Genomic DNA, 22,810 nt, shown 5'->3' on the forward strand with positions numbered 1-22,810 from the left:
TCCTTTCGTGGTGGTCATCTCCGGTAAAAACTGCTGATACGTGCATTCGTGTTCGTGACGTCGATGGCAACTGCCTCGGCAGTCTCTTCGATGTAGGCGTCGAACTCGCGGTCCTTGACGACGAGGCGGAGACGCTGCGGATACCTGGGGGCAACTTGGGTCGAGGTCGTCGGGGTCGCGGTGGTGCCTCCGTCTGCGTAGCCACGCAGGTGGCTCTTCGGGATGATGACCTGGTCGAACTGGTCGGCGACCATCCCGAGGATCTGTTCGCTGCGTGCCCGCTTGGATGGGGCAAGCGGGATGTACGCTTCCCCACCGGTCTCGTCCTCGGCCCAGAGTCGGTAGGCGCCTGCCGGGGCGATCTGGGCGACGTGGTTCTCCCCGCCGTTGGCGAACGCCTGGATGGCGGTGCTGCCGAGGAACTTCACGAGCCCGCCGTTGGCTTCGGTGTAGCCCGTCATGCCGTTCTTGCCGCCGCCGAGCTGCACGTGGTCCGTGTAGACGGTGATGGTCTTCTCGCGGGGCAGCCCGTCCAGGGTGGTGCGGATCGACTTGATGATCCCCGACGCCTTGTCGAAGGCCGTGATGTTGGTGGAGACCTCGCTGGGGATCAGCAGGTAGCTGTCGGCCAGCCTGTTCGCCGCCGTCTCGTTCATCCCCATACGGGTGGCGGTGTCGACGAAGCTCTTGCGGAGGCCGACCATGGATCCGCTCAACTCTTCCTGGGTTGCGCCCTGTTCCTTGAGGGAGTTGATGACGTCCCATGCTCGGCTTGCGGTGTCCAGCATGGTGTCGTTGGCGAGCCTGCCTGCTTCGGACTGTAGGTTCCACGCGTCCTTGGAGCCGGTGACCGCTGTGCCGAGCCCTGCGACGGCGTTGCCTGCCTCGTCGGTGTAGCCGTTGAGTTTCTGGAGGACGTCTGCGTTGTCGGCGAGCTGCTCGTTCCACTTCCCCTGGGCTTCGTCGGCGCTCATGGCGACCCCGGCGGCTTCGCGCTGCTTGTCGATGAGGTCCGCGAGGGAGTCAGCCTGCTGCTGGGCGGCGTCTGACCCGTTGAGTGAAGCGGCGTTGTACTCGTCCTGGGCGGCCTTCGCGTCGGCGAGCTGCCCCTTCTGGGTGCCGAGTTCCTTGTTGACGTCACCGATGGCTTTGAGGGCCTCGTAGTTGGTCTGTCCCTGGTAGGACTGCTTCTCGGCGTAGGCGTCGAGGACCCCGTTGACGCGCTCTTGGGCGTCGGCGTTGCCGAGGATCGCTTCGGTGAGGTCGCGGACGTTGCCGCCCATGTCCCGGTAGGAGTCGGCGGCGTCGGAATCGGCGACGCGCTTGGCAACCAAGGACTCGGTGTTCTCGGTGATCGCGCCGGTCTCCTCGTCGAGGGACTGGCGGAAGTCATCGGTCTGGCGCTTCGCCTCAGCCTTCTTCGCGGCGTAGGCAGCGACAACCCCGGTCAGCACGGCCAGCCCCGCGCCGACGAGGTTGGCGGGCGTCAGGATCCCCGTGAGGGCCGTGCCGAGCTCTGTTGCGGCGCTCTTCGCGAGGATCGCGGGTTTCGAGATGCCGGTCTCCAGGTTGAGGAGGCTGGTGGCCTGTGAGACGTCGCGGATGTTCCCGATGACGCCGGCGAGGCTGGTGCCGAGGTTGATGACACTGGTCTTGGCGTCGCCGAGTGGCCCGTGGAAGGCCACCAGCGCGCTGACGGCGGCGAGGAGTGGCGTGGGGAGGTTGGCGACCCACCCGGCGAGGTCCGCGACCCCGGACACCAGGGGGAGGACGGCGCCTGTGGCGTCGACGAGCATCGGGACCAGCGGTGAAAGATCAGCGAGGAAGTCACCCGCCCCCTTGGCTGCGACCGTCAGCCCAGGCGCCAGGGCATCGATGGCCTCCATGGCAAGGTCGGCCATGCCCTTCCCTGCCTGCTGCAGTTGGGGGATGGCGGGGGCGAGGGCATCCGTGAACGCGGATCCCACCTTGCGGAGCTCGGGGCTGCTGGCGACCAGGGCGGTCACGCCAACGAGGACAGGGCCCATGCCTTCGGCCAGCTTCCCCAGACCGGGGACAGGCTTCAGGCCGAGGGTCAGGAGGGCGGTGGTCGCACCGTTGACGAGGGGCGTGTAGGCGGCGAGCTTGTCGACCTGGGTCAGCATCTTCTCGATGCTGAACTTCTTGGCGACGTCGTTGGCCTTGTCGAGCCCGTCTGTGACCAGCTGGAAGGCGGGGCCAGCCCGGTCGACGAGTTCCCCCATGCCGGAAGCGACTTCCTTCTGGACGACGCGCATCATGTCCGCGACCTGGTTGCCCCATTCGACGGCCTTGCCGCCCCCGTTGGGGTCGATGAAGGGGGCGGAGAGGTCCGCGCCCATGTCTCGCCAGGCCGCGGTGATCCGGTCGATGGTGCCCGTCCACTGCTGCTTGAGCTTGTCGGTGGTGCCCCCGAACTTCTGGGTCATGCCGGTGGTGAGCATGTCGATGAACTGTTCGGCGGAGATCTGCCCGTCGGAGATCATCTGGCGGATCTCGGATCCGGTCTTGCCCATCTGCGCGCCGACCAGGGTGGCCGCGTCCACGCCTCGCTGGCCGAGCTGCATGAGGTCCTGGCCGGTCACCTTCCCGGCTGCCTGGATTTGGGCAAGCACGTAGGTGATCTCGGAGAGGTCCTGGGCGGAGCCGCCCGTTGCCGCCACCGCGTTCTGGACGGCGTCGAGGGTGGGGACCACGTGCTCGGCGGCCATGCCGAAGGCCAACAACTGCTGCTGGCCCTTGATGAAGAGGTCCTTCCCGAAGGGTGACTTGGAGGTCATCTCGTTGAGTTCAGCCATCTGCGCGTTGACCTTCTCCTGGGAACCGAGAATGGTCGTGAGGGCAACGCGGCTGGACTGCTGCAAGACGTTGTAGTTCGCTCCGGTCTTGAGCAGTGCCACGCCCATGGTGGTGGCGACGGCTGTGCCTGCGGTGAGCGCGGTGGCCACGACCTGGCCGGCGCCCTTCGCGAGGCTGCCGAGAGTGCCGAGGGATCCCTTGGCGCGGCCGAGGCCCGCGTTGAACTGGGTGTCGTCGAGGGTGAGGTAGGCGGCGAGCTCGCCGACGTTCATTGCCATGCGGTGTCACCTGTCCTTTCGTGTGTGTGCCCCTTGTTGGGGCTTTGTGCTGGTGGGGGTGGGGTCTGGGGTGTCGTACTCGGCGCGGGTGGCTGAGAGGCCGGAGCGGTAGCGGGACTGGCGCCACCGGTTGAAGTCCGCGCGGTCTGCCTTCCGTTCGGCCGGGGTCATGGCGGCGAGGTGTTCACGGTGGGCACGTCGGGCGGCCAGTCTCTGGGGATCCGGGGTGGGGCGTTCCTGCCGGGGTTTGGCCGGGGGCGGTGAGGGGGGTCGTGGGGTGGGGGCGGCTGCCTGGCGTTCCTTCTGGGTGAGCCCGCCGTAGACGCCGAGCTCTTCGGGCCAGGCAAGCCCGTAGGTGCGACACCTGTCGAGGAGCGGGCACCCTGCGCACCGGGGGGCGGCGAGGGTCTGGATGGTGTCGGAGTCGGAGAGGAAGCGGTCGTCGTCGTAGCAGGGTGTGGGGTTGGGGAGGGCGTTGAGGGCGAGGGTGAGGGCTTCGTGGTCGGCTTCCCGGGCTTCGACGTTGACTTGGCGGGCGTGGTTGACGTACATGTCAGGCCACCCCCTCGGGGTCGTCGTCGGGGTCGAGGCATTGGAGGACGATGCCGGGTCCGGTGAGCGCGTAGACGTTGCCGGGCTCCAGGGCGGCCCGCAGGAGACTGGCGGCTTCCTCCCGGGGCAGGCCGGTGAGGTCGAGAGCGGGCCGGGTCATGATGCGATCGCCTTGGGTCGGTGCTCAGCGCAGTAGCCGGACGCTTTGGCGGCTCCGGTGATCAGTTCCCTGTCGCAGCTGGGATTGAGGCAGAGGCGCTCGTTCTTGGTGTCCGTTTTGAGCCCTGATCCACCGTTTAGGGGGTGGGTTGTGGGGGTGTGAAAAAGGGAGGATGCCCCTTCTGATCTGGGATAATGGGTGTCGCCAGACAAACCATTTCACCAAGTCGAGGGGGCATCGCTCAGGTGCAATCGTTTCACACTCCCACCCGCCGTTTCACCCCGGTCTTCGATGAGGACCACCTCGTCTCCGCCGGGGGCCTGCCCGCGGTGATGGGCCTGGCCCAGCGGGCCGGGCTCGCTGATCTGCTGAACGAGCGGCTGACGGTGGCATCCCCGAACGCGGTGGTCAAGACGCGCGCGCTGGTGACGGGCATGCTGGCGGGGGCCGATGACATTGACGGGATGGATGTCTTGCGTTCGGGGGGCACGGCGAAGGTGGTGGGGGCGGTGCGTGCCCCCTCCACCCTGGGGACCTTCCTGCGGTCCTTCACCCACGGTCACACCCTCCAGCTGGGAGCCATCAACCGCCAGCTCCTGGCCAACCTGGCCCCCAGGGTCCCCACCCTGTTCGGCAGTGATGAGCTGGTGATGGTGGACCTCGATGACACCATCCGGGAGGTGCACGGGTATTCGAAGCAGGCGGTGGCCTACGGCTACAACCATGTCAAGGGCCTCAACGCCCTCGTCGCCACCATCAGCACCGAGCACACCCCGCCCGTGATCGCCGGGGCCCAACTGCGTCGGGGCAACATCCGCAGCGGGGGCAACGCCGCCTGGCACGCCAAGAGAGCCCTCACAGTCCTCAGACGCGTCCGCCCGGATGCGAGGGTGATGGGTCGGGCTGACAGCGCGTTTTGCACGTGCGACTTCGTCCACGCCTTCCTCGACGCCGGGTGCTGGTTCTCCGTGACCGTCCCCCAGTGGAAGACCGTCACCCGAGCCATCAGTGCGATCCGGGAGGAGGAGTGGGTGGGGATCCACTACCCCAACGCCGTCTTCGAAGAAGACACGGGAGAATGGATTAGTGACGCCGAGGTCGCAGAAGTCCCCTTCACCGCCTTCACCTCCCACACGGTGAGTGAACACGTCACCTGCAGGCTCGTCGTGCGCCGTGTCAAGCGGTTGAACCCGAAGGCCAGCCCGGGTCAGGGGGAACTGTTCGACACGTACCGGTACCACCCCTTCATCACCAACTCCACCCTCCCCATGGTCCAGGCCGATGAGCGTCACCGGGGACATGCGATCATCGAGCAGGTCATGGCCGAGTTGAAGGGCAATGCCCTGGCGCACCTGCCCTCGGGGAAGTTCCAGGCCAACGCCGCCTGGCTGCAGTTGGCGGTCCTGGCGTTCAACATCTCCCGGGCCGCAGCCCACGCCGCAGGCATGAACACCGCCCGCATGCCCACCATCCGCACCCGACTCATCCACGTGCCAGCACGAGTGGCCACGAGGTCCAGGCGCCGCTTCCTGCACTACCCGACCCACTGGCCCTGGCAACGCCAGTTCATGGACCTGTGGGGCCACGCCACCGGCAGCGACCCGCCCCTGGCGGCCTGACCACCACCCACCCAGCCCCAGCGGGCCCAACCCGAGGAACCCCAGGACAAGCCGACACCAGTGGTCGGAGACCCCACCACACCCCGGAACCCGAACACCCTCACACCAGCACAAACACACCACCACAACCCCATCCCGCTCGCCTCACACCACCCCCACCCCCACAAACGGTGGATCAGGGTTGAGTGTTCCCGAGTGTTCCCGAGTGTTCCCGCGGGGAACAGTCGTGAGGGGGGATTGAGTGTTCCTGTGTTCCCCGTCCTTAAGACGGGGAACACTCACACTCCCCACGGGCATGTCAGGATCGGTTGAGTGTTCCCGGGAACAGTCACTTACTCGGAAGGGACGCACCAGCGTGTGGAGGAGGCTTCGCCTCGGGCCCGCCGCCGTCGTCACGTGTCCTTCTCGGACGAGGGCTTTGATGGCAAGGTCTGCGTTCTGGCGGCTGCTCCCGATCTCCTCGCGGATCTGTCGTCCAGTCAACGGCTGCTCGGCCTCCAGTGCGCGGGAGACCTTCTCCATGAGAACGGTGGGCCTGAACTCACCCGCCTCATTCACCACCTTCTCAGGCGCCTCCAGCTGGACCCGCACGCCGTCTCCCACGGTGCTCACGGTGAGCTCTGCTGCCTTCGCGGAGGGCGGGTAGTGGCCGTGGCGGTCCTTGGCGACCTTGAGGACCGCCCTCCCGTCCTTGCCTCGTGCGAACGGTGAAACGGCCCGCTGCATGTACTGCACGCCGTTGATGGCGGCCCGCTTGCGTTGTGAGCCGATCGGCCACATGCCGTCCGGGTCGCTCTTGGTGACGTGGTCGAGGAGGACGACGGCTGGGCCCTGGTTCGCGATGTAGGTCGGCATCTGCCGGAACCAGCCTGCGACCTGCTCGTCGGCGTTGGGGTCCGCTCCCTGCAGGGACAGGGCCTCGCCGGTGGAGTCGATGATGACGAGGGTGATGCCGTGCTCACGGATCATGGCGGTGACCGCTTCACGGGCGAACACGTCGAAGTGGTCGTGTGGGCGCGCGTAGTGGAAGCCTCGGATGATCGCCTGCGGGTCGGTGCCCATGTCGAGGAGGCGCCCGATGATGCCTTCGGGGGTGTCCTCCAGGTCGAAGTAGGCGACGTGGTGTCCTTGGCTGATTTCCTCGGCGCACACGGTGAGCGCGGTCCAGGTCTTGCCGCACCCGGAGTCGCCGGCCACGCCGTTGACGCAGCCGGGGTAGAACAGGGCGCTCCCATTGCGGACAGTGCCGATGGTGGGGGTGGGTGCGTGGCGCGTGCCGTCGAGGAGGCCCCGAACGACGTCCTCCAGCGGTATGGGCGCCCACGACGTGCCCTCGTCCTCCTCGTGCCGTTCTTGGCCCGTGTGGGGCTCCAGGGTGGTGACGGTGGCCAGGTGTGGCGTGAGGTCGATGACGGGGTCGGGAGCACCGTAGCCGCGGGCCCGGAGGTCGCGGGCGGCGGCACGGTGGTCGCCGTTGAAGTTGAGGACCGCGAACGCGCCGAGCTTCGTGTACGGGGTCTCCGCCTGGAATGGGGTGGAGGTGGAGAACACCCAGAGCCTGTCGCGGTCCTCGGCGCGCCCCGTCGACGCGGACCACCCCTCCCGGTCGTCCTTGCCGGGCCTCGTCCAGTACGTCTCCCGCCCGTCCGTGTGGTGGACCTGCCAGCCGTGGGGCTGGAGGATCTCTGCCCACGTGGCGCGCTGCTCGAAGTCGTCCCCGGGTCGTCCCCCGGGAGCAGTAGGGACCTGTGGGGGTGGCGCTGTGCGGGTCCTGGGGGCCTGCAGGTAGGCGACGAGGGACTGGGGCAGGGGCGCGGCCGGAGAGGTGTCGGTGGGCGTGTAGATGACGCCCGTGGGGTGCACGCTGCCGGGGCCCACGACGTAGCCACCTGCGCCGCGCACGTCGATGCCGTACCCGTCCTCCTTGAAGGGCGTGTGGTTGCCCAGGTCGAGGCCCCCACGGTTGAAGTAGAGGTGACGGCCGTGAGCGGTGGCCACGGTGAAACTCGCGGGCAAGGTGACGCCCTGGTCCTTGCACCAGCGGTCCAGGTCGCCTGGATGGTCCTCATCCACGACGAGGAGTCCCGAGGGCCCGCACGCGACCCCCATGTTCAGGTCCGCGTCCGAGAACCACTGTCGGATCTGGTCCGGGTCGGTACTGGCGTCACGGGTCCACCTGAACCCGGGCAGGGGTGTCTTACCGGCCTGCTGCAGGGGGAACACGCTCCACCCCCTGTGGGCGGCTGCGAGAGCGTGGTCGAGGATCTCAGACATGGGCCGTCCCCTCCTCGATGAGGTAGGGGCGCGCGGCCAGCTCGGGATGCCGGCGGGTGGGCCTGCAGTGTGAGAGACGGATCCCGGGCGTCTTGTCCTCTGGGGGCCAGCCGTGCCGGTGTCGTCGACCGCAGTAGGGGCAGGCGACGGTGAGGGTGCGGACGCCGTCTTGGCCGTGTCGCACGTTGATTATGCGTGCCGTGCTCGTGGGGGTGCTGCCCGGTAGACTGGTGGCGGATGCGGTTCCTGGACGGGATTCTTCCTGGGTGGCTCCCCACGGGCGGTGGGGGGCCACCTTCGTGTGTGGGTTGGTCACGCGGCATCACCAGCACCCACGAGGTCAGCAACGTTGGTGACGGGGCGCTTGATGCGGTCGAGGTCACGCGGATCAACACGGATCAGCCGAGACCCGGGGAACCGGTACGCCTTGAGACAACCACGGGAGATCATCCGTCGAATGGTGACCGGCTTGCACTGCAGCAGCTCGGCGGCTTGCTGGATCGTGATAAGCGGATGCAACTGAAAACACCCCTTCGGGCATGGTCGAACTGACCACCCGATGGGGCGAGTTGCTGCGTGGCGGTGACACCCGGTCCCGTGGATCTACGCGAGGAAGATCAGACGCCGCCGATGCGACGCTTCGCTCCCAAGAGTACACGCAACTCACCTAGAGTCACGTAGCCCCGCCCAGCATCTCGAAGAGTGTCGAGTGCCCACACCAAGTTCTCCCAGCGGACAGGCACGGGGCTCCCACACTTCCTGCAATCGAGGTGGAGCCGTGAGCGTGCCTCCTCAGGAAGCACCCCTCTCCCGCCCACCTTGCGTCCCCGCCTCGACCCTCCCACAACCGAGCGAAGGTCGTCTCCAACCAACAGATCAGTCGCAGGAGAGGCTTCTTCGGATGGAAGCCCATCGGCGTCACGTTGTTGCTGATGGAATAGAGACATGGGTGACCACACTTCTCGTTCGCCTTCGTCAAACAAGCCATAGGTCGCGATCCTGCCCGGCCCGTGAGGATGCGTGTCGGTTCCATCGCACCAGATCTCTATCTGATGGAGTCGTGCCGCTGTCATGAGTCCTCACTCCCGATGATGTCGTTGAGGCGGTCGGTGATGTCCCGATCGCGTTCGGCGCTCGCCCGCTGGTAGCGCATGGCCACCTCCACGTCCTTGTGCCCGCCTCGGGCCATGATGTCCGCTGTCGTGGCCCCGGCCCGGGCGTACTCGGTGAGGCCCACCGCGCGGAGGTCGTGGAACCTGAGGCCAGGTGCCAGGTCCTTGCGGGCTCTCCACCATGCGAGGTCGATGGTGTTCGGCGCGGTCGGCTGAGTCGGGATCCGCGGCGAGGGGAACACCGGAGACTCCGGGCCAGGGCCCACGAACTTGTCCAGATGGGCGATGACCGCTGGGACCATGCTCGCGGGGATCGCCACGGTGCGCCTGCTCCCGGCCTTCGGAGGCCCATAGCGCGACGGGGATGCCTTGGCCATCCACTGGCGGTCGACGGTGACTGTGGCCTTGGTGGTGTTCTCCAGGTGGGCGAAGTCGCGGCGTTGGAGGCCGAGGATCTCGCCCTTGCGCATGTCACACCATGTGGCCAGGGGAACCACGAGGGCCAACCATTCGGGCATGGCGGCCGTCAGTGCGCGCACGGTGGCGGGGGTGATCATCTCGAAGCGACCGGTCTTGTCGGATCTCTGGTGGTCCCCCACTTCCTCATGGAAGGGAGATGCGGTGAGTCCACCTGCATGGTGGCGGACCGCGGCATTGAACATGGCGCGCAGGGCGAGCGCGGTGTTTCGTCGAGCGGAAGGAGCGTCAATGCCTCCGAGGACGGCTGCAATCTGCTCTGGTGTCACGTCTCCCAAGCGGAGGTCTCCGAGGGTGTCGAGGACGTGGGCGCCGAGAGAGGACCTTCGGGTGCGCCTGGTTGAGGGGGAGACCGGCTGTCCCTTGCGCCGACCCGACTGGACGGGGAGGGCAAGCCACTTGTCGGCCCACTCCCTCACGGTGACGTCCTCGACTTCCCGCTCCTTCACTGCAGCTCGAGCGCGGCGCCGCACTTCGACCGGGGGAACGAACGTGCCTGCAGCTCTTTGGCCCTTGGCGATGGCCAGGGCCGTGCGCGCGTCGGTGAGGGCGTCGAACTGGCCGATGAAGTACTGGCGGCCGTTGACGGTGAGGCGCACGCGGTAGCCGCCCTGCCATTCGCTGATGCCGCGTTCGATGGTCCTCTTCTTGCGCCTGGCCGGGACTGTCATGTCCGCCTCCTGCCCCCGGTGCGACACGCTTTAGGAATGCTGCTTGACGCGATTCCTACTCTATTCCTAAAGTAGAGGGTACTAGAGTCCTCTAGAGGGCACTAGTGAGGCGCGCCGCGAGGTCCTCAAACCGCATGATTCCAAGGAAAACCCCGGAACCATGCGGCTCCGGGGTCACCCGTTGTGGAGATGGGGGGAATCGAACCCCCGTCCGACGGCCGGCCCCGAGGTCTTCTCCGGGCACAGTCTGCAAGCTATTTCTCGGCCCCCGACGTCATGCAGACATGCCTGCCGGATGGGCTCAGTCAACTGAGTGTCGAAGTCGACCCGCTGACGAGGTCGACAACCAGTGGCTCCCTGAATGACGCCAGGATCCGGGCTGGGAGCACCACCCGGGCTGACGGACTAAAGGTTCAGACTGCTGTCAGGCAGCAAGAACGTAGTCGGTGCGATTCTGTTCGGCACCTATTGGTTTGCACGCATCGTTCACGAGCTGAGCGCGCGTCCTCGACCCGCTTCCCCTCGATCGACGACCGCCGTCGAAACCGATCATCCCCTATTGAGTTCTTCAACCCACCACCACCGGTCACCCGCTGGTGGACATCCCATGATACCCGCCTCGAGCACGCGGGGCAATGGGCCACGTACCGGCGTGGAGATGGGGGGAATCGAACCCCTGTCCGACGGATGACCCCGGTCCGGACGGCCACGCGGGTCCGACGGCTCTCCTCGTCGAACGGTGGACTTCTCACCGAACGGAGGCCCTGTACCGCCACCTCTCGGTGAGAAACCCACCTCTCGGCACGGACCATGCCGCCCGACGCAGCACCCTCGTCGCCAATCGAACTCCGCGGACCGACGCCTCCGGTCAGACGCTCCTGTGCGGGCGGGTCGAGTGAGAAGGACGAACTGTCGGGACGCGGTGAGCCCTGTCCCCGGGCACATCGATCACGGACCCGGCGGAGCGTCCGGACAGGACCACCGGATCCCTCAGTGCCGCGCCTGCTTGGTGTAGCGCCGCATGGCTCGCTCGGCCTCACGCCTGTCCTGGGCCTCACGCAGGGTCTGACGCTTGTCCCACTCCTGCTTGCCGCGGGCCAGGGCCACCTCGACCTTGGCGCGCCCACCCAGGAAGTAGAGCTCCAGGGGCACGATCGTGTACCCCTTCGACATCGCCTTCTGCTCCATGCGGCGGATCTCCGAGGCGTGCAGCAGCAGCTTGCGCTTGCGGGTGGGCGTGTGGTTGTTCCAGGAGCCCTGGGCATACATGGGGATGTTCGCCCCGTAGAGCCACGCCTCCCCGTCCTTGGCCTCGACCCAGGCATCGACCAGGGATGCGCGTCCCATCCTCAGGGCCTTGACCTCAGTGCCGGAGAGGACCAGGCCCGCCTCCCACCGCTCCTCCACCGCGTAGTCGTGCAGCGCCTTCTTGTTGCGCGCGATCGTCTTCCTGGCATCGGAGGCGGCCTTGCGCTTCTCGGCCGCGGTCTCCTTGGGCTGCTTCCATTCCTTGGGCATCGTGTCCCTCCTCCCGGGGTGTCGACGAGGGCGTCCCTCGCCCCCCGCGCCCCCGGGTCACTGCCTCCGGGCGGAAGCGGGGCGAGGGCACAACTTGTCGATTCTCCTACAGGTAGCCCATCGGGTCAACGGTGGCGCCGTCCTCCATGAGTGACAGGTGCAGGTGGCAGCCGGTGGCGTACCCCGTGGCACCGACCTTGCCGACCACCGTGGTCCGGTCGACCCGCTGGCCCACAGAGACGTCGATCTCCTGGAGGTGGACGTGGGCGCTGACCCAGGAGTGACCGTTGATCATGCCGTGGTTCACGTAGACGACGTTGCCGCCCGCCACCTCGTTCGTCACCGCGGAGACCACCCCGGGGGCGATCGCATAGGTGGGTGTCCCACACGCAGCAGCGAAGTCCGTCCCGTTGTGCAGCTTGTTGACTCCGAGGACGGGGTGGTAGCGCCATCCGTAGGACGAGGTGACCTGGAGGGCCACCGGGAGGGGGCTGGTGAACATGCCGCCGCCCGTCACGTAGACACGGCCGCTCGAGCGGTTCTCCGCATCGATCTTCGCCAGCTTGGCGGTCGTCGCGTCCAGCTCCGCCTGCCAGGCGCCCAACTGCTTCTGGGCCTGTGCCTTCTTCGAGTCCCACTCCTTGGCCTTGGCGTCCGCCTGGGTCTTGAGCTCCGAGAGCTCGGCGACCTTCGACTCCGCGGTGGACTTCGCCTCGGCCGCCTCGTCCTCCGCCTGCTTCGCCTTCTCCTCCAGGGAGGAGATGCGGGTCGTGACCGCCTTCTGGCGCTCCGCCTTGTTGCGCTCGACCACCTGGGAGGCGCGTGCCTCGTCCATGGTCCGGTTCTGGGTCCGCGCCAGCGACTCCGCCGCGGAGGCACGGTCACCGATCTCCTGCGTGCTCTGCGAGGTCATGGCCAGGACCAGCGGGGAGGTCGTGTCGCCGCGGTACATCTCCCGTGCGAGGCCCGCAATGGCATCGGAGGCCTTGCGCTGGTCCTCCTTCGCCTGGGAGATCTCGGTCTCCAACCTGTCGCGTTCCGCCTCGGCGGACTCCAACTGGTCGAGGGCCACCTGGTGCTGGCGCGAGGCCGCCTCGAACTTCGTCGTGGCGGTGTCCAGCTCCGACTGCGCCACCGGGATCTTCGTCTTGAGCGAGTCGAGTTCCAGGTAGACGGCCGCCAGGGTCGAGTCGATTCCCTCCAGGTTGGACTTCAGCTCCTCGACCCGTTGCGCCGACTCCTTCTGGCGTGCCGCGGCGTCGTCGCGGTCGTCGGCATTGGCGGCCAGTGGGACGCAGAGCAGCAGCGCACACGCGACCATGCCGGCAACGGAGCGACGTCGCCCTCGTCCCCGGGAGCGCCCTCCCGCCTTCACCCACAGCCTGCCCACGTCGCGCCCTCCTCAGACCTTCGTGTACTTCGCCAGGGAGAACCCGGATGCCACCAGGGACAGCACGAGGGCTGCCAGCACCAGCAGGGGCGTCATGATCCACACCTCGCGCATTCCGATGAAGCTGGTCCACTGGAAGGCCTGGGCGAGCCAGCCGTCCACCAGGAAGTGGACGCCCGCGAAGAGGGCACCCACCGCCAGTCCGGCACCGATGAGGGCGGCGATCGCGCCCTCGATCATGAACGGGGCCTGGATGAACAGGGTCGAGGCACCCACCAGACGCATGATCGACGTCTCCTGCTCACGGCTCATGGCCGACAGTCGGATGGTGGTGGTGATCAGCAGGATGGCGGCGATGGTCATGACGGCCGCCAGACCCAGGGAGAGCATCTTCGCCTTGTCGATGACCTGGAACAGTGGCTCCACCAGCTCACGCTGGTCCTTGACGACCGAGACACCCGGCGTCCCGGTGAACTCCTCCTTGATGATCGAGTACTGCTCGGGGTTGACCAGCTTCACGCGGAAGGAGACCTGCAGCATGTCGGCGGTGGTCCACTGGCCCAACGGGGAGTCACCGAAGAGCTTCTGGAAGTTCTCGTACGCCTCTTCCTTGGACTCCTCGTAGACCTCCTTGACGTAGGGCTTGAGCTCCTCGGAGTTCAGCTTCTCGCGCACGGCGGCGATCTGGTCGTCCGTGGCCTCGTCCCCGTTGCAGGACGGGGTCTCGTCGTCGGTGGCACACATGTAGATCGAGACCTCGATCTTGTCGTACCACTCGCTCTTCATGCGCCCGACCTGCATCTGGGCCAGACCCGCGACGCCCACGAACAGGAGAGACACGAAGGTGACGATGACGACGGCCACCGACATGGCGCGGTTGCGGGTCAGGCCCTTGCCGACCTCGGAGAGGATGAAACGCAGCTTCATGACCTCACCTCACCGCCCCGTAGACGCCGCGTGACTGGTCACGGATGACGGCGCCGTCCTGCAGTTCGATGACGCGCTTGCGCATCTGGTTGACGATGTCGGCGTCGTGGGTGGCCATGACCACCGTGGTACCGGTGCGGTTGATGCGGTCCAGGAGGCGCATGATGCCCAGACTCGTGTCGGGATCGAGGTTGCCGGTGGGCTCGTCGGCCAGCAGCAGCTTGGGGCGGTTGACCATGGCGCGTGCAATGGCGACTCGCTGTTCCTCACCGCCGGAGAGCTCATGGGGCAGACGCTTCTCCTTGCCGGAGAGGCCCACCAGGTCCAACACGTCGGGAACTGCCGTCTGGATGGCGTGGCGCGGTCTGCCGATCACCTGCATGGCCAGTGCCACGTTCTCGTAGACGGACTTCGACGGAAGCAGGCGGAAGTCCTGGAAGACGGTCCCGATCTGGCGGCGCAGCTTGGGCACCGCCCAGCGCGAGAGCTTCCCGGTGTCCAACCCGAGCACCCAGGCATGTCCGGAGGTGGGGGTGATCTCGCGGAGGACGAGCTGGAGGAAGGTGGACTTGCCCGATCCGGACTTGCCGACGAGGAAGACGAACTCCTCCCGCTCCACCTCCAGGGAGACGTCGTCAAGTGCCGGGCGTGCGCCAGGGGCGTACACCTTCGTCACGTGGTCGAAGCGAATCATGGGGCCGTCTCTGTCGGGGAAGGGGTCAGTGGCCAGAGTAGGTGCGCTGCCTCCGGCGCGCAGCGCGCGACACGCCGCCACCAGCTCCCCCACAGGTTCGCCCCGGGACCCGCCGGTCAGACCCGGCGGTGGTGCATCACTGGGCGGCGTGCTGCTGGTTCTTGCGCCAGCGGATGCCAGCGTTGATGAAACCGTCGATGTCGCCGTCGAAGACGGACTGCGGGTTGCCGGACTCGTACTCGGTGCGCAGGTCCTTGACCATCTGGTACGGCTGGAGCACGTAGGAGCGCATCTGGTCACCCCAGGAGGCCTTGACGTCCCCGGCGAGTTCCTTCTTCTTCGCCTGCTCCTGCTCGTGCTGGAGGACCAGCAGGCGGGACTGGAGGACGCGCATGGCGGCCGCGCGGTTCTGGATCTGGGACTTCTCGTCCTGCATGGACACCACGATCCCCGTCGGGAGGTGGGTGATGCGCACGGCGGAGTCGGTCGTGTTGACCGACTGGCCCCCGGGGCCGGAGGAACGGAAGACGTCGATCTTGATGTCGGTGTCGGGGACGTCGACATGGTCGGTCGACTCGATGAGCGGGATGACCTCGACCGCGGCGAAGGAGGTCTGGCGACGGCCCTGGTTGTCGAAGGGGCTGATACGCACCAGGCGGTGCGTGCCGGCCTCGACCGAGAGCGTGCCGTAGGCATAGGGCGCCTGGACCTCGAAGGTCGCGGACTTGATGCCCGCCTCCTCCGCGTAGGACGTGTCGAGCACCTTCGTGGAGTACCCGTGGCGCTCGGCCCAGCGCAGGTACATGCGCATGAGCATCTCCGCGAAGTCCGCCGCGTCCACGCCACCGGCCCCGGAGCGGATGGTGACGACGGCATTGCGCTCGTCGTACTCGCCGTCCAGGAGGGTGCGGATCTCCAGGTCGGAGAGGTCCTCCTTGAGCTTGACCAAGTCCACCTCGGCCTCGGCGAGGATCTCGGCGGACTCCTCCGGGTCCTCCCCGGCCATCTCGACCATGGCACCGAGGTCGTCGATGCGCTCCGACATCTTGGTGACCCGCTCCAGCTCGGACTGGGTGTGGCTGAGCTCGGAGGTGACCTCCTGGGCGCTGGCGGGGTCGTCCCACAGGTCAGGGGCAGCGGCCTTCTTCGACAACTCCTCGATCTGGGTGCGCAGGACGTCGGGCTGCGTCACGGCGAGGATGTTCTCCATCGTCGTGCGCAGTGATTGGATCTCTTCAGGGAACTCAGTGGCCACCTGCCCAGCCTAGTCGATGCCCCGGCCGGGGAACTCCGGGGGCCGGGTCCGCCCCGCGACCCGCATGCCGTGGGCACCACCGCGGACCAGGCGGACGTCCCCGACGGTTGCGTGCGGTCGACACGCCCCCGGTGGCGTCCACTGTCGATCTCACCGGCACTCGGGGGGCTCCACGGGCCCAGGACGGCCGTGAAGACGACCCCCACTGCAGGACGCCCCGGATCCGGCCTCGGCCCGCCCGCCGGACCGACGTCCGGCACCCTCACACACGGCGCGCGGCGGCGAACTCCTGGACGGCTCCGGTGACCCGTTCCACGGTGCGCAGGGACTCACGCCAGTGGCCGCGCAGCTGCAGGGAGTGGTCGCCACCGGGCACCTCGACCACGGCGTCGCCCAGCTCCCGCGCGGCGTCCGCGTCCCAGAGCGTGTCCGCCGTCCCCCCGACCGCCAGCACCCGCCGACCGGCCGGAACCCGCGGGTAGCGTCGGGGCATGTCCCTGGGCGAGCAGGGGCGTCAGCGCGACGACGTCCGCACCGGCCGCCAATGCACTCCCCGCCGCGAGGGTGCCGAGCGACTTGCCCACCAGCAGGTCGGGGGCGCGCCCTCCCGGGATGTGCGTCCGCGCTGCCGACCAGGCGTCCTCGACGAGGGCGGCCCCTGCGTCCAGGTCCTGCGGGAGTTCGATGCCCGTGGTGTCCCACTGCACGGTGAGGACCCTCCACCCGTCCTGGACCAGGGCGGTGGAGGCCCAGAACAGCAGTGGGTGCACGGCGGTGTACCCCATCCCGGGGATGACGACCGCCCACGGAGCCCCCGGACCTGCCTCCGCACCGGGTACGCCACCGCGGTGCCACTCACTGATTCCCGTGATCGACGCCATGTCCGACTCCTCCTCCACGATCCGTCCGGGACCCATTGTCCGACGTCGACCACGACCGGCGCCGGACGCCCGCCCTCTTCCCCGCGTCCCTTCCACCGGATCCCGGACGTTCGTCCACGAAGGCGCCGCCCGGATGACACAATCCCACTGTGGCCACTCTCGAGATCGAACGACTGTCCGACTCCCTGCGACCCCAGTACATGGCTGTGCTGTCACGCAATGCGGGAGAATCCGAATTCCTCCAGGCCGTCTACGAGGTCCTCCTCAGCCTGGAGCCCCTGACGGGACGCAAACCCGCCTATGCGCAGTGGTCCGTCCTGCAGCGCATGTGCGAACCCGAGCGCCAGATCATCTTCCGGGTGCCCTGGGTCGATGACGAGGGCGTCGTCCAGGTGAACCGCGGCTTCCGCGTCGAGTTCAACTCGGCACTGGGCCCCTACAAGGGCGGGCTGCGCTTCCACCCCTCCGTGAACCTCTCCATCATCAAGTTCCTCGGTTTCGAGCAGGTCTTCAAGAACTCCCTGACCGGCATGCCCATCGGCGGCGGCAAGGGAGGCTCCGACTTCGACCCGAAGGGCAAGTCGGAGGGGGAGGTCATGCGCTTCTGCCAGTCCTTCATGACCGAGCTCCAGCGCCACATCGGTCCCACCACGGATGTGCCCGCAGGTGACATCGGTGTGGGCGGACGCGAGATCGGCTACCTCTTCGGACAGTTCAAACGCATCCAGAACCGCTACGACTCCGGGGTCCTCACCGGCAAGGGGCTCACCTGGGGCGGGTCCCGGGTCCGCACCGAGGCCACCGGCTACGGCCTGGTCTTCTTCGTGGAGGAGATGCTCAAGGCAGCCGGCCAGGAGATCGCCGGCAAACGTGTGGTCGTCTCCGGTTCCGGCAACGTGGCCCTCTACGCCATCCAGAAGGCCCAGCAGCTCGGCGCCACGGTCGTGGCCTGCTCCGACTCCTCCGGCTACGTCGTGGAGGAGTCCGGGTTGGACTTCGAGCTCCTGCGCGACATCAAGGAGATCCGGCGCGGGCGCGTCTCCGACTACGCCGAGGAACGCGGATCCTCCGCGCGCTACATCGAGGGCGGCTCCATCTGGGACGTCCCCTGCCAGCTGGCCCTGCCCTGTGCGACGCAGAACGAGTTGGGCGAGTCGGCGGCGAAGACGCTCATCGCCAACGGTGTGGAGCTGGTGGCCGAGGGCGCGAACATGCCCACGACCCCCACCGCGACTGACACCCTGCGCGAGGCGGGCGTCCTCTTCGCCCCCGGCAAGGCCTCCAACGCCGGTGGCGTGGCGACCTCCGCCCTGGAGATGCAGCAGAACGCCTCCCGCGACTCGTGGACCTTCGACTACACGGAGCAGCGTCTGGAGGGCATCATGGATGACATCCACCACCGCTGCCTCGCCACCGCCGACGAGTACGGGGTCCCCGGCGACTACGTGGCCGGTGCGAACCTGGCCGGCTACATCAAGGTCGCCGACGCGATGGTGGCGATGGGCGTCATCTGAGCAGGACGGGTCCCGGTAGCGGGGTCCCTGCGGCGCGGGCCCAGGCAGCACGGGCCGCCCTCGTCGATGCGCCCCACCCACCCTGGAGGGAGCCGGCCGATGGAAGCGCACAACACCGCGAGCACCGGGATCCCGGGCCTCGACCGCACCATCGACCGGCTGCGCCTGGGGGACAACGTCGTGTGGCAGGTGGACGCCACCGGCGACTTCACCGAGGTCACGCTGCCCTACGTCCGGCGGGCCCTCGAGGTCGGGCGCGAGGTCCACTACATCCGTTTCTCCACCGCGCCCCCACTGCTGCCCGATCTCCCCGGGGTCGTGGTCCACGAGGTCGACGCCACCGCCGGGTTCGAGCTCTTCACCACGCGGATCCACCAGCTCATCGGGCAGTCCGGCACCTTCGCGTACTACGTGTTCGACTGCCTGAGCGACCTGCTGGACATCTGGCACTCCGACCTGATGGTGATGAACTTCTTCACCGTCACCTGTCCCTACCTCTACGACCTGGACACGGTCGCCTACTTCTGCCTCCTGCGGCGGCGCCACTCGGCCACCACCATCGCGGGGGTGCGCGAGACCACCCAGTTGCTCCTGGAGCTCCACCGCATCGACGACCAGCTCTACGTCCACCCGCTGAAGGTCTGGGCGCGCTACTCCCCCACGATGTTCTTCCCCCACCGCCTCGACGGCGACGAGGTGGAGCCCGTGACCTCCTCGGAGGAGTCGGCGCGTCTCTTCGCCACCCTGGGCGGACGCGTGGAGCTCACCGACCACTGGGCCGACCTGGTCGAGGACGCCCGCACAGCCCTCGTGGAGGGGGACGAGGAGGCCCGACGGGCTGCCCGTGACCTGCTGCTGGAGGTCATGGTCGGGCGCGGGGGCCGACTGGTGGAGCTGTGCCGACGCCACTTCACCCTGGGGGACCTGCTGGGCGTCGCCCACCGACTGGTCGGCACCGGGCGCATCGGGGGCAAGAGCGTGGGCATGCTGTTGGCCCGCGCGATCCTCGACCATGACGGGGCGGATCGCTTCCGGGCGAACCTGGAGGCCCACGACTCCTTCTACGTCGGCTCCGACCACTTCTACACCTACGTCGTCTCCAACGGCTGGTGGCGCCTGCGCATGCAGCAGAAGGAGCCGGAGTCCTTCATGGAGGCGGGCGCGCGGCTGCGTGAGCGCCTGGCGCGGGGCAAGTTCCCGCCCTCGGTGCGCGAGGACTTCTGGCGGGTGCTGGACCACTTCGGGCAGTCCCCCTTCATCGTGCGCTCCTCCTCCCTGCTGGAGGACGACTACGGCAACGCCTTCGCCGGCAAGTACGAGTCGGTGTTCCTCGTCAACCAGGGTTCCCCCGAGGAGCGTCACCGCGCGCTGGAGGACGCGGTGCGCACGGTCTACGCCTCCTCCATGTCACCCGAGGCCCTCGCCTACCGGCGCCAGCGGGGCCTGGAGTTCCGTGACGAGCAGATGGCACTGCTGGTCCAGCGGGTCTCCGGGGACCACCACGGCGACCTCTTCTTCCCCCACGCCGCGGGCGTCGGGAACTCCGCCAACCTCTACGTCTGGTCCCCCGAGATCGACGCCGATGCCGGCATGCTGCGCATGGTGGTCGGGCTCGGCACGCGGGCCGTGGACCGCACGCGCAAGGACTACGCCCGCATCGTCGCGCTGGGCGCCCCCCTCTCCCTCGGGCTCACGGACGAGGGCGACGCGGCACGCTTCTCGCAGAGACGCATGGACGTGCTCTCCCTGCCCACCGACGAGCGCATCGCCGTGCCCGTGGCACAGGTCGTGGAGGGGGACCGACCGACCGGTCGGGGCGTGCCCACGGGTGGGCCGGGCCGGGGCAGAGGTCACGCCGCGGGGTCGGGGGGTCGTCCGGGCGGGGTGGGGGGCAGTCGCGCGGACCGGCAGCTGGAAGAATCTGCCGGCTGGATTGCCGACGGAGCTGCCGGTGGGACTGCCGACGGAGCTGCCGGTGGGATTGCCGACGGGACTGCCGACGGGGCCGCAGAGGAAACGTGGTCCCTCTTCCTCAGCACCGATCGCGCAGCCGTGCGACGTCTGGAGGAACTCGGGCGACCCGCGAGCGCCGCGCCGCGGATCGTGGACTTCCACGGGCTGCTGGCGGACACGGACTTCGCCCCCTGGATGCGGGATGTCCTCGCGGCACTCCAGGGTGCCTACGACTACCCCGTCGACATCGAGTTCACACTGAACGTCACCCCGCGGGGCTGGCGGGTGAACCTCCTGCAGTGCCGTCCACTGCAGACGCGGGGACCCGGACGGGCCGTCGAGGTGGTCGAGCCGGAGGACCCCGCGCAGTGCCTGCTCGCCACCCGGGGCGGTTTCATGGGTGGCAATGTGCGCCTGGAGCTCGACCACGTGGTGCTGGTCCGCCCCGACGCCTACCTGGGCCTGGGCACGCAGGACCGCCACGAGGTGGCGCGCCGGGTCGGTGACCTCAACCGCGAGTTGGCCGGGCGCCACGTCATGTACCTGGGACCCGGGCGCTGGGGGACGACCACCCCGGGACTGGGGGTGCCGGTGACCTTCGCCGAGATCTCGGGCGCCACGGTGCTGGGGGAACTGACCCACGCGCCGGGCGACTTCCACCCCGAGTTGTCCTGGGGCAGTCACTTCTTCCAGGACCTGGTCGAGACCGGCATCTTCTACGTCGCCGTCATGGACGACGCACCCGGTACGGTGTTCAACCCGCAACTGGTCCTGGAGCGTCCCAATGTGCTGGCCGAGCTGGTTCCGGAGGCAGCGCCCCTGGCAGGGGTCGTCCACGTCGCGGCCTTCGAGGACCTGGAGCTGCGCGCGGATGTCGTCACCCAGCGCCTGGTGTGTTCCTGAGCCCGGTCCGGCCCGGGTCCCGGCCCTGCTCGTGGTCGTGCTCAACGGGTCGTGGCCGAGGAGGTCGCCACCAGCGTGGGGGCGACCACGTCACCCAGGACCGGTGGGAGCAACGGCAGCGTCGCGGTCGCCGAGACCGTGACCGTGACACCCCCTGCAGTGGCCTCCACACCCAGCAGCGCCACTCCGCCCCCCACCGAGCAGGAGGTCGTCGAGAGCAGGGCGAGGGTGCTGCCCGCCTCCGCACTGGCGGCTCCCGGGGCCGGGAGCAGACGCCTCGGGCTACCGTCCGCTCCGTAGTAGGCGTCCGCATCCATCACGGCCGAGGCAGCGGCCGCCACCCTGTCCGCACAGGTGAGGAGCCGCCGGTCCTGCACGTGGACCACCGTGATGGCCGCGAGGACCAGGACGACGGCCAGCAAGAGTGCGGTGAGGCCGATGACGAGGACCGAGATGCGGCCCGCGTCCGGATGCGCAGGGGGTACCCCGTGGCCATCACCCATCGAGACGCATCCCCTCCACCACTGCCTCCGACGTCGAGGTGACCGGGACGAGTCCTCGCTGCCCCACCCATCCCGGCACCAGGGGCATCGGCACGGTCGTCGAGACCCTCACGCTCACCCGGGCCGACTCCCCGTGGCAACCGGCGGGCACACAGCCCATGGACACCTCCGCCGGTGCCGGCAGCCCGAAGTCGCCGAAGGCCAGGTCCACCTGTGCGCGTGCGGTGTCCAGGTCCGTGGGATCCCCCGCCAGCACCCGCGCCGCCTCCCGCGAGGCCGACTCGGCAGCGAAGACGCTCGCCTGGACCAGGGACAGCGACATCACCAGGTAGAGGACGGGGACGAGCAGCGCGACGACCAGCACGATGAACTCCACCAGGGCACCGCCGCGCTCGCCCTCGTCACAGGGGGTGCCGGGAGGCGTGCCCGGCCCGGTCGTGCGTGTCGCGCACTCGGGCCCGCCTGCGTGGACCCCGTGGTCAGGGAGCATCTCCGGCTCCCTCCACCAGGGAGCGTCCCCGAACCGTCAGCCACTCCCCCGGACCCCAGGCGAACAGCACCGGCAGCGACGTCGAGACGGTGACGACCAGTGTCTCGCGTCCACCGGTCACCTCGCGCGAGGTGGTGACCGTGCGGGGCCGTGACGCCCCCAGGGACTCGTCGAGGAGTTCCTGCGTGCGCGCGACGGCCTGGAGCTCCCCGCTGCCCTCGAGGGCGCCACGTCGTGCGCCCTCCCCCGCTGCCGAGATCGCGAGGTTGCGGGTGTGCAGCGCGAAGGCGGCCTGGAGCACCCCCAGGAAGACGAGGACGACCAGGGCCTGGGTGAGGACGTGCGCGACGACCTCGGAGCCCTCCTCGGGGTCCCTCCCCGGATCCGGACGGCGCGCACGCATCGTTCAGATCCCCGACACCCGGTCCATGGCCTCGTTGAAGATCTGGACCAGGCGCGTGCCCGCCACGGCCCAGATCGCTGCGACCAGGGCAGCCGTCATCAGCGTGATGAGGACCCACCCGGGCACGTCGCCGCGTTCGGGGTCCTCCCCCGGGTCCGGGCCCACGAGGTGCTGCAGTGCGTGGAACCAAGTGGTCAGTGTCTCCATGGTGACCTCCTCAGGTCTGGGGTGGCGGTCGGGAACCGCGCGGGTCGGATCGGTCCGGGTCGGGGTCCGGGGTGATCGGTCCGGGTCCGGAGGAACGTGGGTGCGTGAGGGCCGCGGGGGCGCCGGGAACGTGGGGGCGCCGGGAACGTGGGGGCGCCGGGAACGTGGGGGCGCCGGGAACGTGGGGGCGCCGGGAACGTGGCTGCGTGGGG

Annotated in this window: 19 protein-coding genes and 1 other RNA gene; 3 read left to right on the forward strand and 17 right to left on the reverse strand. The window is 68.4% G+C overall.

What is annotated here, in order from left to right:
• Positions 1 to 14: 14 nt before the first annotated feature.
• Genes BQ9890_RS07965 through BQ9890_RS15655 form a run of 3 tightly spaced genes read right to left on the reverse strand, consistent with a single transcriptional unit; the run spans position 15 to position 3,807 of the window.
• On the reverse strand, positions 15 to 3,095 hold the full coding sequence (locus BQ9890_RS07965; protein ID WP_078062328.1) for a tape measure protein: 3,081 nt from the start codon (positions 3,093 to 3,095) through the stop codon (positions 15 to 17).
• A gap of 6 nt (positions 3,096 to 3,101) precedes the next feature.
• A complete protein-coding gene (locus tag BQ9890_RS07970; RefSeq protein ID WP_075890662.1) occupies positions 3,102 to 3,647 on the reverse strand; it encodes a WhiB family transcriptional regulator in 546 nt (181 codons plus the stop codon).
• Between the two features lies 1 nt (position 3,648).
• Entirely contained in the window at positions 3,649 to 3,807 is a 159-nt protein-coding gene (locus tag BQ9890_RS15655; protein WP_154671907.1) for a hypothetical protein, read from the reverse strand.
• A gap of 194 nt (positions 3,808 to 4,001) precedes the next feature.
• Between BQ9890_RS15655 and BQ9890_RS07975 the strand changes: the two genes are divergently transcribed.
• Complete coding sequence (locus tag BQ9890_RS07975) at positions 4,002 to 5,426, forward strand: IS1380 family transposase (protein WP_230297880.1); 1,425 nt, start codon at positions 4,002 to 4,004, stop codon at positions 5,424 to 5,426.
• A 144-nt stretch (positions 5,427 to 5,570) separates the two neighbouring features.
• Here the strand turns inward: BQ9890_RS07975 and BQ9890_RS07980 are convergent, their stop codons facing one another.
• The 10 genes from BQ9890_RS07980 to BQ9890_RS08025 form a co-directional block, all read right to left on the reverse strand.
• Positions 5,571 to 7,700, reverse strand: coding sequence for a bifunctional DNA primase/polymerase (locus tag BQ9890_RS07980; protein ID WP_075890666.1), 2,130 nt, complete (start codon positions 7,698 to 7,700; stop codon positions 5,571 to 5,573).
• Positions 7,701 to 8,012: 312 nt separating this feature from the next.
• On the reverse strand, positions 8,013 to 8,219 hold the full coding sequence (locus BQ9890_RS07985; RefSeq protein WP_075890668.1) for a helix-turn-helix domain-containing protein: 207 nt from the start codon (positions 8,217 to 8,219) through the stop codon (positions 8,013 to 8,015).
• A 550-nt stretch (positions 8,220 to 8,769) separates the two neighbouring features.
• The gene (locus BQ9890_RS07990) at positions 8,770 to 9,960 is read right to left on the reverse strand and encodes a tyrosine-type recombinase/integrase (protein ID WP_075890670.1); all 1,191 of its coding nucleotides are present in this window, start codon (positions 9,958 to 9,960) and stop codon (positions 8,770 to 8,772) included.
• 181 nt (positions 9,961 to 10,141) lie between these two features.
• Positions 10,142 to 10,517, reverse strand: a transfer-messenger RNA (tmRNA) gene (ssrA, locus tag BQ9890_RS07995).
• 433 nt (positions 10,518 to 10,950) lie between these two features.
• A complete protein-coding gene (gene smpB / locus BQ9890_RS08000; RefSeq protein WP_075890672.1) occupies positions 10,951 to 11,478 on the reverse strand; it encodes an SsrA-binding protein SmpB in 528 nt (175 codons plus the stop codon).
• 106 nt (positions 11,479 to 11,584) lie between these two features.
• Positions 11,585 to 12,868, reverse strand: coding sequence for a peptidoglycan DD-metalloendopeptidase family protein (locus BQ9890_RS08005; RefSeq protein WP_143226284.1), 1,284 nt, complete (start codon positions 12,866 to 12,868; stop codon positions 11,585 to 11,587).
• 12 nt (positions 12,869 to 12,880) lie between these two features.
• Positions 12,881 to 13,795 (reverse strand): permease-like cell division protein FtsX, encoded by a 915-nt coding sequence (gene ftsX / locus BQ9890_RS08010; protein WP_075890675.1) that lies wholly within the window; start codon positions 13,793 to 13,795, stop codon positions 12,881 to 12,883.
• Positions 13,796 to 13,799: 4 nt separating this feature from the next.
• Positions 13,800 to 14,489 carry a cell division ATP-binding protein FtsE gene (gene ftsE / locus BQ9890_RS08015; RefSeq protein WP_075890677.1) on the reverse strand — a complete coding sequence of 230 codons (690 nt, stop codon included), beginning with the start codon at positions 14,487 to 14,489 and terminating at the stop codon, positions 13,800 to 13,802.
• 136 nt (positions 14,490 to 14,625) lie between these two features.
• Positions 14,626 to 15,744: a peptide chain release factor 2 gene (prfB, locus tag BQ9890_RS08020; RefSeq protein ID WP_075890679.1), complete on the reverse strand. Its 1,119-nt coding sequence runs from the start codon at positions 15,742 to 15,744 to the stop codon at positions 14,626 to 14,628.
• A 329-nt stretch (positions 15,745 to 16,073) separates the two neighbouring features.
• The gene (locus BQ9890_RS08025; RefSeq protein ID WP_143226285.1) at positions 16,074 to 16,625 is read right to left on the reverse strand and encodes a hypothetical protein; all 552 of its coding nucleotides are present in this window, start codon (positions 16,623 to 16,625) and stop codon (positions 16,074 to 16,076) included.
• 173 nt (positions 16,626 to 16,798) lie between these two features.
• On the opposite strand from BQ9890_RS08025, the gene gdhA reads away from it, so the two are divergent.
• Both gdhA and BQ9890_RS08035 read left to right on the forward strand, forming a co-directional pair.
• Positions 16,799 to 18,139 (forward strand): NADP-specific glutamate dehydrogenase, encoded by a 1,341-nt coding sequence (gene gdhA, locus BQ9890_RS08030; RefSeq protein WP_407638911.1) that lies wholly within the window; start codon positions 16,799 to 16,801, stop codon positions 18,137 to 18,139.
• 99 nt (positions 18,140 to 18,238) lie between these two features.
• On the forward strand, positions 18,239 to 20,995 hold the full coding sequence (locus BQ9890_RS08035; protein ID WP_075890686.1) for a PEP/pyruvate-binding domain-containing protein: 2,757 nt from the start codon (positions 18,239 to 18,241) through the stop codon (positions 20,993 to 20,995).
• A 41-nt stretch (positions 20,996 to 21,036) separates the two neighbouring features.
• Here BQ9890_RS08035 and BQ9890_RS08040 read toward each other — a convergent pair whose 3' ends face one another.
• From BQ9890_RS08040 to BQ9890_RS08055, 4 genes are read right to left on the reverse strand one after another with little or no spacing between them, the layout of a single operon-like run.
• The gene (locus BQ9890_RS08040) at positions 21,037 to 21,498 is read right to left on the reverse strand and encodes a hypothetical protein (protein WP_075890688.1); all 462 of its coding nucleotides are present in this window, start codon (positions 21,496 to 21,498) and stop codon (positions 21,037 to 21,039) included.
• Positions 21,491 to 21,988 (reverse strand): hypothetical protein, encoded by a 498-nt coding sequence (locus tag BQ9890_RS08045; protein ID WP_078062330.1) that lies wholly within the window; start codon positions 21,986 to 21,988, stop codon positions 21,491 to 21,493. The genes BQ9890_RS08040 and BQ9890_RS08045 overlap by 8 nt, the downstream gene beginning before the upstream one ends.
• Positions 21,978 to 22,391, reverse strand: a complete 414-nt coding sequence (locus BQ9890_RS08050; protein ID WP_075890690.1) for a TadE/TadG family type IV pilus assembly protein — start codon at positions 22,389 to 22,391, stop codon at positions 21,978 to 21,980. The genes BQ9890_RS08045 and BQ9890_RS08050 overlap by 11 nt, the downstream gene beginning before the upstream one ends.
• 3 nt (positions 22,392 to 22,394) lie before the next feature.
• Positions 22,395 to 22,598 carry a hypothetical protein gene (locus BQ9890_RS08055; RefSeq protein WP_075890692.1) on the reverse strand — a complete coding sequence of 68 codons (204 nt, stop codon included), beginning with the start codon at positions 22,596 to 22,598 and terminating at the stop codon, positions 22,395 to 22,397.
• Positions 22,599 to 22,810: the final 212 nt, after the last annotated feature.

The organism is Actinomyces provencensis (assembly GCF_900155435.1).
GTDB lineage: Bacteria > Actinomycetota > Actinomycetes > Actinomycetales > Actinomycetaceae > Pauljensenia > Pauljensenia provencensis.